Source organism: Zongyangia acetica (assembly GCF_038739695.1).
Classification (GTDB): Bacteria; Bacillota; Clostridia; order Oscillospirales; family Ruminococcaceae; genus Zongyangia; species Zongyangia gallinarum.
This window is the reverse complement of record NZ_JBBEWN010000026.1, coordinates 1-13,601: the sequence shown is the minus strand read 5'-3', so window position 1 is coordinate 13,601 and position 13,601 is coordinate 1. Positions and strand designations below refer to the sequence as shown.

Below are 13,601 nucleotides of genomic sequence, written 5' to 3'. Positions count from 1 at the left end.
CATCTGGCTGGCCGCCGTTTTAATTTTGAGATGCTCAGCGGCTTGATTTTGTATTGCATTTTTTCGCCTCCCTAAAAATCTGAAATTTCTACTTGACTTTTATTAGCAGGTCTTTCACATACCATAAATTACGATATATCTGCTTGCTATCCGAAAAAGGCCGCCTGAACAAAGTTGTTCAGGCGGCCTTCAACATTATACCGTTTTATTCATGGATATCCACCTAAAAAGGCTACTTTTAGACGGCTTTATAATAGATCGTCCATTTCCTCTACACCGTCCCATTTCTGCAGAGCCTGCGTCCGCTGCTGGCTTCTGGAAAGCGAGCGGTAATATTGCTGCACCGAGTAGAGGGCAAACACCGCTCCATACAGTGCCAAGGCAAAAAACAGCAGGTTTTCCATTGAAAACGGATCATAAGCCCCATCTCTGCCTACCAGAGAAGCAATGATTCTAGAAACGGTGTAAATCAGCCCGGTGAGTCCCATACCGAAACCATAGGCCACGGCGCCTTTGAGTCCCCGGCCGCTGCCCACCTTGGTAACCACACGGGCATGACCCAGAAAGAACATCGCAGCAACCGCCAAGAAGACAATGAGGAGAAGTCGGTTGGAGATGGTGACGATGTTGGTGAAGGACAAAAAGTAGTACATCAGCCTGAGCACACACCACACCGCAGGCAGCATCATAAGGGGCGCTACCATCCCGGTCACCGGTCTGTCAAACAGGGTCAGCATCCCATAAAAGACCAAGGCAAGCCCACTAATAAAACCGAGAATACCTGCCGCCGCCGACAGAAGGGCCTGCATATTGCCCGGAGTACCTAGATAGCCTCCCATATCCCCGAAACCACTGGACACATTGTCCACAATCATCAGAAAGCCCAGGAGCAGGCCTAAAGCACCGGTCAGCTTATTGCCTGCCGGCACCGGATGACGGCTATCCTCTCTGCCTATATGGGGCAGGATGGCCAACGCCAATACCACCACAAGCCATATGATGTTAAAAATAAGCCCTAGGGGATGTTCCCGCAGATAAAACCCTGTCTCTTGGTCAATGGACGAAAGGCAAAGGAAAATCCGCAGCGGCATCAACACAAGAAAAGAAAGCAAAAAGACCCAAAGGGAAGCCTTAAATTTCAAGACAGATCAGCTCCGAACCTTATTTTCTGTCCCCCAGCGGCACATATTTCTGGGCCGCCGCAATGCTTTTGTATGCCGGCCGCATAATACGGGAGGTGGTGGTCATTTCCTCCAACCGGTGGGCACACCATCCCGGCATTCTGGAAACGGCGAAGAGGGGGGTAAACAAATCTTGGGGGATGCCCAGCGTCTTGTAGACCATACCAGAGTATAGATCCACATTGGCGCATAGGGGCTTATTGCTTCCCCGCACCTCAGCAAATACGCTGGGGGCCAGCTTTTCTACCAGCTGCAACAGGTGGAATTCCTTCTCAAAGGGGCCTCCTTCCACCAGCCGCTTGGCATTGCGTTTTAATATTATAGCACGGGGATCGCTTTTTGTATACACCGCGTGCCCAATGCCATAAATCAGGCCGGAGCCGTCTCCCTCTTTCCGCTGGAGGATGCGGCGGAGAAATTCCCGCACCTCCTCTTCATCCTCCCAATTCTCTACGCCTTCCTTGATGTATTCCAACATCTCCATGACCTTCAGGTTGGCGCCGCCGTGGCGGGGGCCCTTGAGGGAACCGATACCGGCGGCAATGGCCGAATAGGTGTCGGTTCCCGAAGAAGTCAGCACCCGGGTGGTAAAGGTGGAGTTGTTTCCGCCGCCGTGTTCGGCGTGGAGGATTAGGCAAAGGTCCAGAAGCTTTGCCTCCTCGTCGGTAAAGTGCTTATCAGAACGCAAGGTATACAGGATACTCTCCGCAATGCTCTGGCTTTCCTTGGGAATATGAAAGTACATGCTCTTGTGATCGTAGCTGCGGCGCTTGACCTGGTAGGCGGCCACCATGATGTTGGGGAGCCTGGCAATGAGCTGGACACACTGACGCAGTACGTTTTCTAAGGAATTATCTTCAGGGTTGTCGTCATAAGAATAGAGTGCAAGGACACTTCTCGCCAACTTGTTCATCACGTTGGGAGAGGGCGCCTTGATAATCATATCCTCCACAAAGTCGTCAGGCAGTTCCCGATACTGGGCAATGATCTGGGTAAAGATATGCAGCTCCTCTGGGGTGGGCAAACAGCCAAACAGCAGCAGGTAGATGGTTTCCTCAAAACCAAAACGGTTTTCCCTGGTGCATCCGTCAATCAGGTCACCGATGCTGATACCCCGGTAGGTCAGCTCCCCGTCGATGGGGGCTTTTTCCCCTTCGTCGATGACGTAGCCGTGTACATTACAGATCTGGGTCAGCCCCGCTACCACGCCGGTTCCATCAGCATTGCGCAGCCCCCGCTTGACATCAATGCGCTCATAATTCTCCGGGGCAATCCGATTGTTCTCCCGATATTCTCCGCAAAGCCGATCCGCATACTGGCTCCATAGAAGGTTTTCATTCTGGCTCTTATCCAATGCACTCACCCACTCCATTCTTCCTTATTTTTATTTTATACAAAGGCCCGCCGTCAGGGCGGGCCTGTCAAACTTTATAAAAATATTTTATCCCCACCCTATAATAAAGTCAACAATTTTCCTGTTTTTCGCTTAAGAGTATGCATAATCGTCTATCTAATTATGCAAACTATCCTCGAATTTTAGGCATTCTTCCGAGAAATTGCATTATTTTCTCGCATTTTATGAAGGATTCCTACTCATGTTCTTTCAATAAAAGCCTCATCAAAATGAAAGGCAAGGGATCTTTGATGTTCAAATGGAAGATTTGTTTTGTATGCTTGCTCTCCCTTATGCTTTTTACCATCCCCATGCTGGCGCTGGTTGGGATATCCAGCCCTTCGCCGGATGTGGATCAAGCAGGACTTGCCATTTCCTCCGAAGGGCAGTCCGCCTCCATTGAAACGGATACGCAAGCCCAAGAAGATGATTCCCTGGCTACTCTGGCCGAGGCCGGAGTATGGCACAGCGACGGCTATTTCCAGATTCTGGACGAGAGTACCGGCAAAGTAAACAAGGTCTCGGAACGGGAATATGTCATTGGCGCTGTCTGTGCTGAAATGCCCCCTACCTTTCACACCGAAGCGCTGAAGGCCCAGGCGGTGGCAGCCCACACCTATGCCCTACGGCTGCGGGATCAGCAGAAGCACTCCCCAGACGAATCCCTCAAAGGCGCCGACTTTTCCGCAGATCCCAGCAACTGGCGGGGATACGTGACCAAGCAGCAGGCCAAAGAGCGTTTTGGGGACAACTTTGACCTGTATTATGGAAAGATTGAGGAGGCCGTAGACCAGGTGCTCCACATTGGCTTGGCTTACGACGACTACCCCATTGTGGCAGCCTATCATGCCATTTCCTCCGGTATGACCGAGAATAGTGAGAATATCTGGACTTCCAGCTGCGACTATCTCAAAAGCGTGGAAAGCAGCGGAGACGCCATTGCCCCAGGCTATGAATCTGTCGTTACCCTTTCCAAAGAGGAAGTGCAGCAGATTCTGACCACCGCCTACCCTGAAAACCAACTGGATCCCAGTGAAAAAAAGTGGTTTCAGACCGATTCCCTCTCTGACAGCGGCACCGTGCTTTCTATTTCTATAGGAGATCAAACCCTCACCGGCTCCCAGGTTCGGAATTTGTTTGGGCTTCGTTCCCCCAATTTCACCGTATCCTATGAAAATGGAAACTTTACCTTCCTTGTCAAAGGTTATGGCCATGGAGTGGGGCTCAGCCAATACGGGGCCGACTATATGGCCCGGCAGGGCAGCGACTATATCGAAATTCTCACCCATTATTACACAGGGGTGGAACTGGTAAAAATCCAGTTCTAATTGAGGAATGCTGTCGCAAACGTTCTCATAAACAGGCAAATAGACATCTTTTCAGACATCTCCATGTTGATCGTACAACTTCCCCAAAGATCTTGGATAAATTGTATTTCCATCGACATCTTTTATCTCTATTTTATAAAAAAATTATAGTTTCGGTAAAATTCTTTTCTTTTCAGATAGATTTTTTCTTATTGATGGTGTAATATAGGGGTGTCGGTTTCAGTAAGTGATTACTGTTTAAGATGAAATAAAACAGGAGGAATTGCTATGAATAATATCCCGCAAGTCAAACTGGGAATCGTCGCAGTCAGCCGTGACTGCTTCCCTATGGAACTTTCTACCAACCGCAGAAAGGCTGTCGTCAAGTCCTTCCAGGAAAAAGGCGGAGACATCTACGAATGTCCCACCACCATTGAAAATGAGCTTCATATGCGCAAGGCACTCTCTGAAGTCAAAGAGGCCGGCTGCAATGCACTCGTCGTCTACCTGGGCAACTTCGGCCCTGAGACAGAAGAAACCCTCCTGGCCAAAGAATTCGGCGGCCCGGTCATGTTTGTCGCTGCAGCGGAAGAGAATACCGGCATCCTGGCAAGCAGCCGCGGTGACGCCTATTGCGGCATGCTCAACGCCAGCTACAACCTGGGACTGCGCAATATCAAAGCTTACATTCCCGAATATCCTGTAGGAACCGCCGATGAAGTAGCGGACATGATTTTTGATTTTATTCCCGTGGCACGTGCCGTCATCGGCCTGTCCAAGCTGAAAATCATCACCTTCGGTCCCCGTCCGAGAGATTTTCTGGCCTGCAACGCCCCCATTAAACAGCTCTACAACCTGGGTGTTGAAATCGCAGAAAATTCCGAGTTGGACCTGTTTGCCTCCTTTAACGAGCATGCCAACGATCCCCGGATTCCCGAGGTTGTGGCGGACATGGAAAAAGAGCTGGGCGAGGGCAACAAGATGCCTGGCATCCTGCCCAAGCTGGCACAGTATGAAATCACCCTCCTCGACTGGGCTGAGAACCAGAAAGGTTCCCGGGAGTTTGTGGCCTTCGCCAACAAGTGCTGGCCCGCATTCCAGACCCAGTTTGGCTTTGTTCCCTGCTATGTCAACAGCCGTCTGACCGCCCGCGGCATCCCCGTCTCCTGCGAGGTGGATATCTACGGCGCTCTCAGCGAGTTTATCGGCACCTGCATCTCCGACGACATTGTCACATTGCTGGATATCAACAACACTGTTCCTGCCGATATGTACGAGAAGGAGATCAAGGGCAAATACAACTACACCCACAAGGATACCTTCATGGGCTTCCACTGCGGCAATACCTCTTCCCAGAAGCTCACCTCCTGCGAGATGAAGTATCAGCTGATCATGCACCGCGGTCTGGAGCCGGATCAGGAACCCGATATCACCCGCGGCACCCTGGAAGGAGACATTGTCCCTGGCGATATCACCTTCTTCCGTCTGCAATCCAATGCCGACGCAGAGCTCACCGCCTATGTGGCAGAGGGCGAGGTCCTGCCGGTACCCACCTGTTCCTTCGGCGGCATCGGTGTCTTCGCCATCCCGGAAATGGGCCGTTTCTATCGTCATGTGCTCATTGAAAAACGGTATCCCCATCACGGCGCTGTGGCTTTCGGACATTTCGGAAAGGCGCTCTTCAGCCTGTTTAAACTGCTGGGCATCAAGGATTTGGGGTACAATCAGCCCAAAGGCGTCCCCTATCCCTCCGAAAACCCCTTCGCATAAATTCCATCTTTCTCATAAAAACGGCATGGCTTTAAGGCCATGCCGTTTTTCATTCTTTTGGCCAAAAAAAACCTTGAATCCCCCGCGCAACCAATAGTTGACAGATAGTTGGTAGACAGAGGGGGCACTTTTCCGCTATGATGAGGACAATTCCAAAAAGCAAAGATCACTGTAAAGGAGCAGGTTATATCATGGACATCGGATCCCGGATCAAAGAACTCCGCAGGGAACGGCATCTCTCCCAGGAAGGGTTAGCTCAGCGGTTGGGCATCTCACGACAGGCAGTAGCCAAGTGGGAAAATCACACTGCCTTTCCCAGCACCTCCAATCTGCTGGCTCTGTGTGAAGCTCTGGATGTTTCTCTGGAGGAACTGATACCTTTGGAAAGCGGCGGCAATCCTCCTTCCAAAAGCATCTGGGAACGGATGCGGATTCCGCTGCTCGTTGCCAGCATTATCTTTCTACTCTTGGTTATTTTCCTGTGCTCTGTCTATTTTCAACAGCGTCTGCCCTCCAATACCATTGGATATGCTGATGGGGAGACTGGTATCTGGGTTTCCGGCCCGCCGGTGCTTCTCTATCTCCTTGGCGGCGTCACCCTTCTGCTTGTGGCCATCACCATCTTTTCCTTTGTCCGGGTGCAAAACCAGAGAAAGGGGCCAAAAGTGTGAAAAAGCTTAGGTTCGCGGGGATCTTATTCGCGGTTGCGATCCTTTTTGCAGGCTGTATTCCTTCTCAAACTCCGTCTGCATCCACTGCCTCCGCCCCCATTCTGGAGGAGATTGATTCCTGGCCGGTCAATACCTACACCCAATCCATCCCCAAACCTGAATCGGGTACTCCCCAATTTCAGATTTTCGATGAGGAGAAGGGCTATTATGCCATCACCTTAGAAATTGAGGATAGAGCCCAGGGAGAGGCCTATCTGCAAACTCTGTCCTCCCAGGGCTTTCGAGAAGTAGCCGGGGAATCTGAGAAAACCGCCATTGGCCAAATATATCGCAAAGAAAACCTTTGGTTAAGCGTCAGTGTCTCTGACCATGCTCTTGGGATCTATGTTGCGCTGGAACAGGATTACTAAGGCCAATATTCATCTGATTCCATCTGTTTTTCCCATCTGGATAAAAACAAAAGGGAGGTCCCCCACGGGACCTCCCTTCTTATATGGTTAAGATGTTTTCTTTAACAGATGGATCTCAAACTGGATCGGAGTGGACAGTGTATGTAAGCTCTCCAGTCTTTGGCATCCCTCTTTGGGCGACTTCCAGTAGTAAGGGGTCATCATAAAGAGATGGGCAATGTCTTCTTCGCTCTCAAGCCGCATTTCTCCCGAGACACGGATGACTTCCAGCGGGGAAAAGCCCTCTAACACAAAGGAATTTTTCTCATTTTCATAGGGCGCGTTATAAAGGATCTCTTTGAGACCAAAGAGATGCCGGGGACCTGGCGCTCCGATAGCCAGAACGCCGCCGGGTCGAAGCACCCGGTAAAACTCCCGGTCTGCCACCGGTGCAAAAATATTCATCACCATATCCGCGGTTTGGTCGAACAGGGGCAGCGCAAAGATACTGGCCGCCAGAAACCGGACGCCTGGCTCCCGTTTGGCCGCATAGCGCAGGGCAAATTTAGAAAGGTCAACCCCCACCAGATCTCCCCACCGGCCCGCCTGCTGCAATGCGGAAAAGATGCCGGCGGTGTAGTAGCCCTCCCCGCAGCCGGCATCCACCAAAGTACCGTCCTGCGGCAGATATTTTAGGACCTGGGCAGACAGGGCATCCAACAGGATCCGGTAGTGATCCCCTGCGAAGAATCGGTTGCGGGCACGTGCCATATCCTGGTTGTCCCCCGGCGTTTTGCCATGGCGGCGGCCGGAAAGGATCAGGTTACAGTATCCTTCCCGGGACAGATCAAAACTGTGTCCTTTTTTGCAGCGATAGCTTCTCTGCTGCAAAAACAGCGGCTCCCCGCAGACCGGACAGCGAAGGGATGTCATGTTTCTTCCTCCCTCAAAGCTTGATGGGGACCCTCTGTCCCAAAACGATTTCTTCCGGGGAAACCTGGCAATCATAGGCCAGCAGGCGGACTCCTTCGCCTGCCGCCTGCCGCAGTGCCTGACCAAAGGCGGGATGGGTTCGGTCGTTGGGGGCAAAGAAACGGGCGGGAGACAGCTGGATGACAAAGACAGCATAGGCGAGATACCCTTCCTTGGCGGCATCCACCAGCTCCCGGAGATGCTTGACCCCCCGTTCGGTGGGGGCGTCAGGGAAATAGACGGCGCCGTCCTCCTCCAGGGTGACCCCCTTCACCTCCACAAAAGCAGACTGCCCAGGCCCTTCCAGGTAGAAATCGAAACGGGAGTCCCTGTAGACAGTTTCCGGCCGGATCAAGGACAGAGGGCCTGGTAGGCCGGGAAGCTGTCCCCCGGCGGAGAGCCACTCCCCCAGCACCTTGTTAGGCGCCTGGGAATCCATGTTGATGAGCAGCCCTGCTTTGTCCACCGCGATGAGGGAAAATGGGGTTTTGCGACGGGGATTCCGGCTTTTTTCCAGATATACTGTAACGCCGGGGATCAGCAGCTCCCGGCATCTTCCCGTATTTTTGACATGGGTTACAACCCGCTCCCCCCACTCCGTTTCACAATAGGCGATAAACCGGTTGGGACGTTCTAAAAAGCGTGCTGGTATGATCTCTCCGTATCTCACTGGGCGTCGTCCTCACACTCCAGGAGGATGCGGAAAACAGGCTCCACCACACCAAAGCAGAGGCTTGTGTCGTTAAAATACTTCGGTTTTAGGTCACAGCACATATCCGTGCCTATCTCCTGACGCACCCTGTCGATAAATCGGGTGACATGCTCCTTGAGTTCCGGACATCCGTGGGCATCAGTCTGGATATAGCGGGCGCTGATAGCGGCAATTCCGCCGGAGATCGCGCCGCAGACACTGCCGCACTGCATGCCGCCGCAGAATCCTCCAATGAGGTGGAAGGATTTTTCGTCAAGTCCTAAATTCCATAGGTCGTTTGCCGCATAGAGCACTGCCTCTGAACAGGTCAGCCCTCGATCCAGATAGTATTGTTTTACGGTTTCAAGCTGTGTCATGATACGCTCCCTCCCGCCGCTTGCCGCGGCTGCATTTTTTTGCAAATGGCATTCACACCATCTGCAGGTGATAAAAGCTTATAGCAATATTATAGCATAAAACCGCAAAAGGATGGGCTGCTTCCTGATTTTTGTCCAACGGGAGTAAAATTGTCTGAATCCAAACAATGAAGCCGTAAGTTTGAAGGACAATCCTGGGATTTCGCCTGAATTTTCGTCAAGAAAACTGTGCAACTACACAGAAATGTGTTAGAATATGGTTTGGAAAAAAAGAAACAATACACCAAGGAGTGTGTAAGGAATGCAAATCCGTCTGAAAACTGTAACGAATGAGAATGATATTGCCCTCGCTGCCCAGCTGGCACGGGAAATCTGGCATGAGCATTATGACGCCCTGCTTGGTTCGGCTCAGGTGGACTATATGCTCTCCCATTTTCAAAGCGAAACCGCTATCAAGGAGCAAATCGGCAACGACACCGTCTATCTGCTGGCCTATTGGGATGACGAACCGGCAGGCTACTGCGCTTACCGGCCGGAGGAGGAGCGGATGTTCCTCTCAAAAATTTACGTTAAAAACGACCTGCGGGGCCGGGGGATCGGCAAGGCTTTCTTTGACTACGTAGAAGGCCAATCCAACGGCAAAAAATCGGTATATCTGACCGTCAACAAACACAATGACCATTCCATCGCCGTCTATAAAAGGGTAGGCTTTTCCGTCGCAGACCAGGTCAAAACAGATATCGGCGAAGGCTACTACATGGACGACTATATTATGGAAAAGGCTCTGGCCTAACAGCAAAGGAGTTTCACTATGATCATCGAACCGAAAATCAGAGGCTTTATCTGCACCACCTCCCATCCAGTGGGCTGTGAAGAAAATGTCCGCCGGCAGATCGCCTATGTCAAAAAACAGGGGAAAACCAATGGCCCTAAAAAGGTGCTGGTCATCGGTGCTTCGGCAGGCTATGGCCTTTCTTCCCGGATTGAAGCGGCTTTTGGCTGCGGCGCCGCCACCATCGGCGTCATCTTTGACAAGCCTGCCAGCGGCAAGCGTACCGGCACCGCAGGCTGGTACAACACCGCCGCCTTCGAAAAATGCGCCGCGGAGGAAGGCCTTTATGCCAAAACCATTAACGGGGACGCTTTTTCTAAAGCGGTAAAGGAAGAAACCATTGCCCTGATCCGGAAGGATCTGGGACAGGTGGATATGGTGGTCTATTCCCTGGCAGCACCTCGGCGGGCTATGGAGGATGGCACCGTCTATTCTTCTGTGCTCAAAACGACAGGGGAAGCTTATACCAACAAGACCATTGATCTGAAAACCCGCACCATTTCTGACGTGACCATTGAACCGGCCACCGAGGAGGAAATCCACAATACCGTCAAGGTCATGGGCGGCGAGGACTGGGAGGATTGGATCCGTGCCCTGCGCAGCGCGGGTGTTCTGGCCCAGGGCGCCATTACCTTGGCCTATTCCTACATCGGGCCCCAGCTGACCCATCCCATGTACTATGACGGCTCCATCGGCGCCGCCAAACAGCATCTCTATGAGACAGCCCGCCGCCTGACGGCAAGCGATCTGGACGTGCAGGCCTATGTGTCGGTCAATAAGGCCCTGGTCACCCAGTCCAGCGCCGCTATCCCCATTGTGCCGCTGTATATCTCGATCCTCTACAAAATCATGAAGAAAGCCGGTACCCACGAGGGATGCATCCAGCAGATGGAACGTCTTTTCCGGGAAAAGCTCTTTGGAAGCCAGGGTCCTGTGGTAGACGAAAACCAGCTGGTCCGGATGGACGACTGGGAGATGCGGGAGGAAATCCAGCAGGAGGTGTCCCAGGACTGGGAGTCCGTGGACACCGCTACAGTACAGTCTCTCTGCGACATCGACGGCTACTGGGAGGATTTCTACCAGATTTTCGGCTTTGCCGTCCCTGGGGTAGATTATGATGCTGATGTGGAAATCCAGGTGGACATTCCCAGCATTTCTGCCCAGTAACCTGATAATCTCCACCTTTTGCAACACAAAGGCGCAGGAAAAAATTTTTTCTGCGCCTTCTTTCAGTCAAGGTTATTTTCTGCCAGATGGGGGACATGATAAGCCTTGTGCCGTCCCCCATACAAGGGAAAGGTGAAAAATGGAAAGCATTACTTATACCGTCCGTCGCATTGACGGGGATTATGCCATCCTTCTCAGTGATGACGGAATTGAAAATACTGTAGCCCGGGCCCTGCTTCCCTTGGAGACAGATGAGGGGATGCGCCTTTTGTGGGAAAATTTCGTCTACACTTTGATCGACTGATCCAATGGGATCTCCGGGCTCTAACTGCAAAAAGTTATATCGTGTGAATGGTCACACGATCTTTCACCGTCCCTCGCCCGGCTCTATAGAGTATCTGGCGATGGATGGCGCGACTTCTCTTTTTGCATGAGATTTTAGTTCTATGAATACCGCTTAAAGCGGCGGAAGGGAGGATTCTTATGAAAGCAGAAATTTTATGCGTGGGAACGGAACTGCTGCTGGGCGACATTGTCAACACCAATGCCGCCTATATTGCGAAGGAGCTGGCCAACCTAGGCATTGATGTTTATAACCAGGCGGTGGTTGGGGATAACCCTGATCGGCTCAAAGAGTCGCTGGAGCAGGCCTTCCAGCGCAACGACATTGTGGTGATGACCGGAGGGTTAGGGCCCACCTACGACGATCTCACCAAGGAGACGGTGGCCCAGCTCTTTGGCAAAAAGATGATTCTGCATCAGGAGTCTTTAGAGCGGATTGAACGCTTTTTCAAATATTACAACCGGGTCATGACCGAAAACAACCGTAAGCAGGCCTTTATGCCGGAGGGTGCTACTGTGTTCCCCAACGATAATGGCACGGCGCCTGGGCTGGCAGTGGAAAAGGACGGAAAAATCGCCATTCTCCTTCCCGGGCCGCCCAGAGAAATGATCCCTATGTTTAGCAGCTCGGTGGCGCCGTATCTCCAGCAGTTTTCCGGCAGCACCCTGTATTCTTCCAACATCCATCTCTTCGGCATCGGCGAGTCTCAGGTGGAAACCATCCTCCGGGAAATGATGGTTTCCCACCGCAACCCCACCATTGCCCCCTATGCCAAGGAGGGGGAGGTCCGGCTCCGGGTAACCGCCAGCGCCAAGACCAAAGAAGAAGCCAAAGAGATGGTCCTCCCTGTGGTGGAACAGATCCGGGATATCCTGGGGAAATATATCTACGGCATTGACGTGGGAGATCTGCAGACCGCCTTGGTCCAAAAGCTGACAGAAAAGAAAAAGAAGGTGGCCTGCGCAGAAAGCTGTACCGGCGGATATATCTCCAAACGGCTGACGGAAGTCCCAGGTGCTTCTCTGGTCTTTGACTGCGGGGTTTGCTCCTACGCCAACGAGATCAAGGAGCGGGTACTGGGCGTTTCCCATGAGACCCTAGCCGCCCACGGCGCCGTTTCCAGAGAGACTGCCATGGAGATGGCCCAGGGAGTACGGCTTCTTTCCGGCGCCGACATCGGCGTCTCCACCACCGGTATCGCAGGTCCCGGCGGCGGTTCAGAGGAAAAGCCGGTAGGGCTTGTCTATGTCGGTGTTTCCGCCCCTTCCAGCTGTGAGGCTTTCGAGCTCCACCTGAGCCGGGGCTACAGGGAGGAGCGGGAGTACATCCGCTATCTGGCGGCCTCCCATGCCCTCTATCAGTGCCTGAAGGCACTGGAAAACCTCTGATGGCAAGGCAGGAAAATCCCTTTCCCTATTCTCTGGACAATAAGCGCTATCACACCTATAACTACGAGCTGCAAAAGGTTTTTGGGGGAAAGGTGTGCAAGATATCCTTAAACGCGGGCTTCACCTGCCCCAACATTGACGGGACCCGGGGCGTTGGGGGCTGCACCTACTGTTCTAGCGCCGGCAGCGGTGACTTCGGGGGAAACCCAAAGGAGAGCATCCCGGAACAGTTTGAAAAAATCCGGGCCATGCTCTCTCAAAAATGGCCCCACTGCCGGTATATCCCCTATTTCCAAGCCCATACCAACACCTATGGCCCTCTGCCCTTGCTCCGGCGGCTCTTTGAGGAAGCCCTTTCCCTCCCCGGCGTGGTCGGTCTTTCCATCTCCACCCGGCCGGACTGCATCTCAGAGGAGACGGCGCGGTATCTGGGGGAGCTGGCCCAGCGCACCTATCTAACGGTGGAGCTGGGGCTGCAAACCATCCACGATGAAACGGCCCGGCGGATCAACCGGTGCCATACCTACAAAGAATTTTTGGAGGGCTACTCCCTGCTGCGGGAACAAAATGTACCGGTGGTGGTCCACCTCATCGACGGCCTTCCCGGAGAAGACCGGGCCATGATGCTGGAAACGGCGAAAGCTGTCTCAGAACTGGATCTTTACGGGGTGAAGCTTCACCTGCTCCATCTGCTTCGGGGCACCAAAATGGCCCGGGAATATGAGGCGGCTCCCTTTCCTCTTCTCTCCCTGGAGGAATATGTGGATATTGTCTGTTCCCAGCTAGAACTGTTTCCTCCCCAGTTTGTCATGGGGCGGCTCACCGGAGACGGCGCCAAAGAGGATTTGATCGGCCCTCTGTGGAGTCTTAAAAAATTTGTGGTCCTCAACGAAATCGATAAGGAACTTCTCCGGCGGAATAGCTGGCAGGGAAAAGGGCGAAAAACAATACCAAAAGTATAAATCAGTAAAAATAATACGAAAATTCAGAAAAAATACTCCCTGTGAAAGACCTGCTAATAAAAGTCAAGTAGAAATTTCAGATTTTTAGGGAGGCGAAAAAATGCAATACAAAATCAAGCCGCTGAGCATCTCAAAATTAAAACGGCGGCCAGCCAGAT

14 protein-coding genes are annotated in these 13,601 nt (G+C 52.4%); 9 read left to right on the top strand and 5 right to left on the bottom strand.

The window, feature by feature from the left end:
• Positions 1-248: 248 nt before the first annotated feature.
• Positions 249-1,142 (bottom strand): hypothetical protein, encoded by an 894-nt coding sequence (locus WGC32_RS14560; RefSeq protein ID WP_342682952.1) that lies wholly within the window; start codon positions 1,140-1,142, stop codon positions 249-251.
• 19 nt (positions 1,143-1,161) lie between these two features.
• The gene (locus tag WGC32_RS14555) at positions 1,162-2,553 is read right to left on the bottom strand and encodes a citrate/2-methylcitrate synthase (RefSeq protein WP_342682950.1); all 1,392 of its coding nucleotides are present in this window, start codon (positions 2,551-2,553) and stop codon (positions 1,162-1,164) included.
• A gap of 272 nt (positions 2,554-2,825) precedes the next feature.
• Here WGC32_RS14555 and spoIID point away from each other — a divergent pair, with 272 nt between their 5' ends.
• The 4 genes from spoIID (at position 2,826) to WGC32_RS14535 (ending at position 6,732) form a co-directional block, all read left to right on the top strand.
• Positions 2,826-3,902 carry a stage II sporulation protein D gene (spoIID, locus tag WGC32_RS14550; protein WP_342682948.1) on the top strand — a complete coding sequence of 359 codons (1,077 nt, stop codon included), beginning with the start codon at positions 2,826-2,828 and terminating at the stop codon, positions 3,900-3,902.
• A 267-nt stretch (positions 3,903-4,169) separates the two neighbouring features.
• A complete protein-coding gene (locus WGC32_RS14545) occupies positions 4,170-5,651 on the top strand; it encodes an L-fucose/L-arabinose isomerase family protein (protein WP_342682946.1) in 1,482 nt (493 codons plus the stop codon).
• 191 nt (positions 5,652-5,842) lie between these two features.
• Positions 5,843-6,322 (top strand): helix-turn-helix domain-containing protein, encoded by a 480-nt coding sequence (locus WGC32_RS14540; protein WP_342682944.1) that lies wholly within the window; start codon positions 5,843-5,845, stop codon positions 6,320-6,322.
• Positions 6,319-6,732: a hypothetical protein gene (locus tag WGC32_RS14535; RefSeq protein ID WP_342682942.1), complete on the top strand. Its 414-nt coding sequence runs from the start codon at positions 6,319-6,321 to the stop codon at positions 6,730-6,732. The genes WGC32_RS14540 and WGC32_RS14535 overlap by 4 nt, the downstream gene beginning before the upstream one ends.
• An 87-nt stretch (positions 6,733-6,819) precedes the next feature.
• On the opposite strand, the gene WGC32_RS14530 is transcribed toward WGC32_RS14535, so the two are convergent.
• From WGC32_RS14530 to WGC32_RS14520, 3 genes are read right to left on the bottom strand one after another with little or no spacing between them, the layout of a single operon-like run.
• The gene (locus WGC32_RS14530; protein ID WP_342682941.1) at positions 6,820-7,644 is read right to left on the bottom strand and encodes a putative RNA methyltransferase; all 825 of its coding nucleotides are present in this window, start codon (positions 7,642-7,644) and stop codon (positions 6,820-6,822) included.
• A gap of 13 nt (positions 7,645-7,657) precedes the next feature.
• Positions 7,658-8,353, bottom strand: a complete 696-nt coding sequence (gene sfsA / locus WGC32_RS14525) for a DNA/RNA nuclease SfsA (RefSeq protein WP_342682939.1) — start codon at positions 8,351-8,353, stop codon at positions 7,658-7,660.
• On the bottom strand, positions 8,350-8,751 hold the full coding sequence (locus WGC32_RS14520) for a C-GCAxxG-C-C family (seleno)protein (RefSeq protein WP_342682937.1): 402 nt from the start codon (positions 8,749-8,751) through the stop codon (positions 8,350-8,352). The genes sfsA and WGC32_RS14520 overlap by 4 nt, the downstream gene beginning before the upstream one ends.
• Positions 8,752-9,052: 301 nt before the next feature.
• Here WGC32_RS14520 and WGC32_RS14515 point away from each other — a divergent pair, with 301 nt between their 5' ends.
• The 5 genes from WGC32_RS14515 to mnmL all read left to right on the top strand — a co-directional run bounded on the left by WGC32_RS14515 (position 9,053) and on the right by mnmL (position 13,443).
• The gene (locus WGC32_RS14515) at positions 9,053-9,544 is read left to right on the top strand and encodes a GNAT family N-acetyltransferase (protein ID WP_342682936.1); all 492 of its coding nucleotides are present in this window, start codon (positions 9,053-9,055) and stop codon (positions 9,542-9,544) included.
• Between the two features lie 18 nt (positions 9,545-9,562).
• Complete coding sequence (gene fabV, locus WGC32_RS14510) at positions 9,563-10,750, top strand: enoyl-ACP reductase FabV (protein ID WP_342682935.1); 1,188 nt, start codon at positions 9,563-9,565, stop codon at positions 10,748-10,750.
• Between the two features lie 139 nt (positions 10,751-10,889).
• Positions 10,890-11,054: a hypothetical protein gene (locus WGC32_RS14505; protein ID WP_342682933.1), complete on the top strand. Its 165-nt coding sequence runs from the start codon at positions 10,890-10,892 to the stop codon at positions 11,052-11,054.
• A 179-nt stretch (positions 11,055-11,233) separates the two neighbouring features.
• On the top strand, positions 11,234-12,481 hold the full coding sequence (locus tag WGC32_RS14500; RefSeq protein ID WP_342682931.1) for a competence/damage-inducible protein A: 1,248 nt from the start codon (positions 11,234-11,236) through the stop codon (positions 12,479-12,481).
• Positions 12,481-13,443 (top strand): tRNA modification radical SAM protein MnmL/YtqA, encoded by a 963-nt coding sequence (mnmL, locus tag WGC32_RS14495; protein WP_342682929.1) that lies wholly within the window; start codon positions 12,481-12,483, stop codon positions 13,441-13,443. Before WGC32_RS14500 ends, mnmL begins: the two co-directional genes overlap by 1 nt.
• The last annotated feature ends 158 nt before the right edge of the window (positions 13,444-13,601 follow it).

What these genes read in the sequence shown, in the direction of transcription:
- mnmL (WP_342682929.1), top strand. Translation starts at nt 12,481, where the DNA reads ATGGCAAGGCAGGAAAATCCCTTTCCCTATTCTCTGGACAATAAGCGC.
- WGC32_RS14555 (WP_342682950.1), bottom strand. Translation starts at nt 2,553, where the DNA reads ATGGAGTGGGTGAGTGCATTGGATAAGAGCCAGAATGAAAACCTTCTA.
- WGC32_RS14500 (WP_342682931.1), top strand. Translation starts at nt 11,234, where the DNA reads ATGAAAGCAGAAATTTTATGCGTGGGAACGGAACTGCTGCTGGGCGAC.
- WGC32_RS14505 (WP_342682933.1), top strand. Translation starts at nt 10,890, where the DNA reads ATGGAAAGCATTACTTATACCGTCCGTCGCATTGACGGGGATTATGCC.
- fabV (WP_342682935.1), top strand. Translation starts at nt 9,563, where the DNA reads ATGATCATCGAACCGAAAATCAGAGGCTTTATCTGCACCACCTCCCAT.
- WGC32_RS14520 (WP_342682937.1), bottom strand. Translation starts at nt 8,751, where the DNA reads ATGACACAGCTTGAAACCGTAAAACAATACTATCTGGATCGAGGGCTG.
- spoIID (WP_342682948.1), top strand. Translation starts at nt 2,826, where the DNA reads ATGTTCAAATGGAAGATTTGTTTTGTATGCTTGCTCTCCCTTATGCTT.
- WGC32_RS14545 (WP_342682946.1), top strand. Translation starts at nt 4,170, where the DNA reads ATGAATAATATCCCGCAAGTCAAACTGGGAATCGTCGCAGTCAGCCGT.
- WGC32_RS14515 (WP_342682936.1), top strand. Translation starts at nt 9,053, where the DNA reads ATGCAAATCCGTCTGAAAACTGTAACGAATGAGAATGATATTGCCCTC.
- WGC32_RS14530 (WP_342682941.1), bottom strand. Translation starts at nt 7,644, where the DNA reads ATGACATCCCTTCGCTGTCCGGTCTGCGGGGAGCCGCTGTTTTTGCAG.
- WGC32_RS14540 (WP_342682944.1), top strand. Translation starts at nt 5,843, where the DNA reads ATGGACATCGGATCCCGGATCAAAGAACTCCGCAGGGAACGGCATCTC.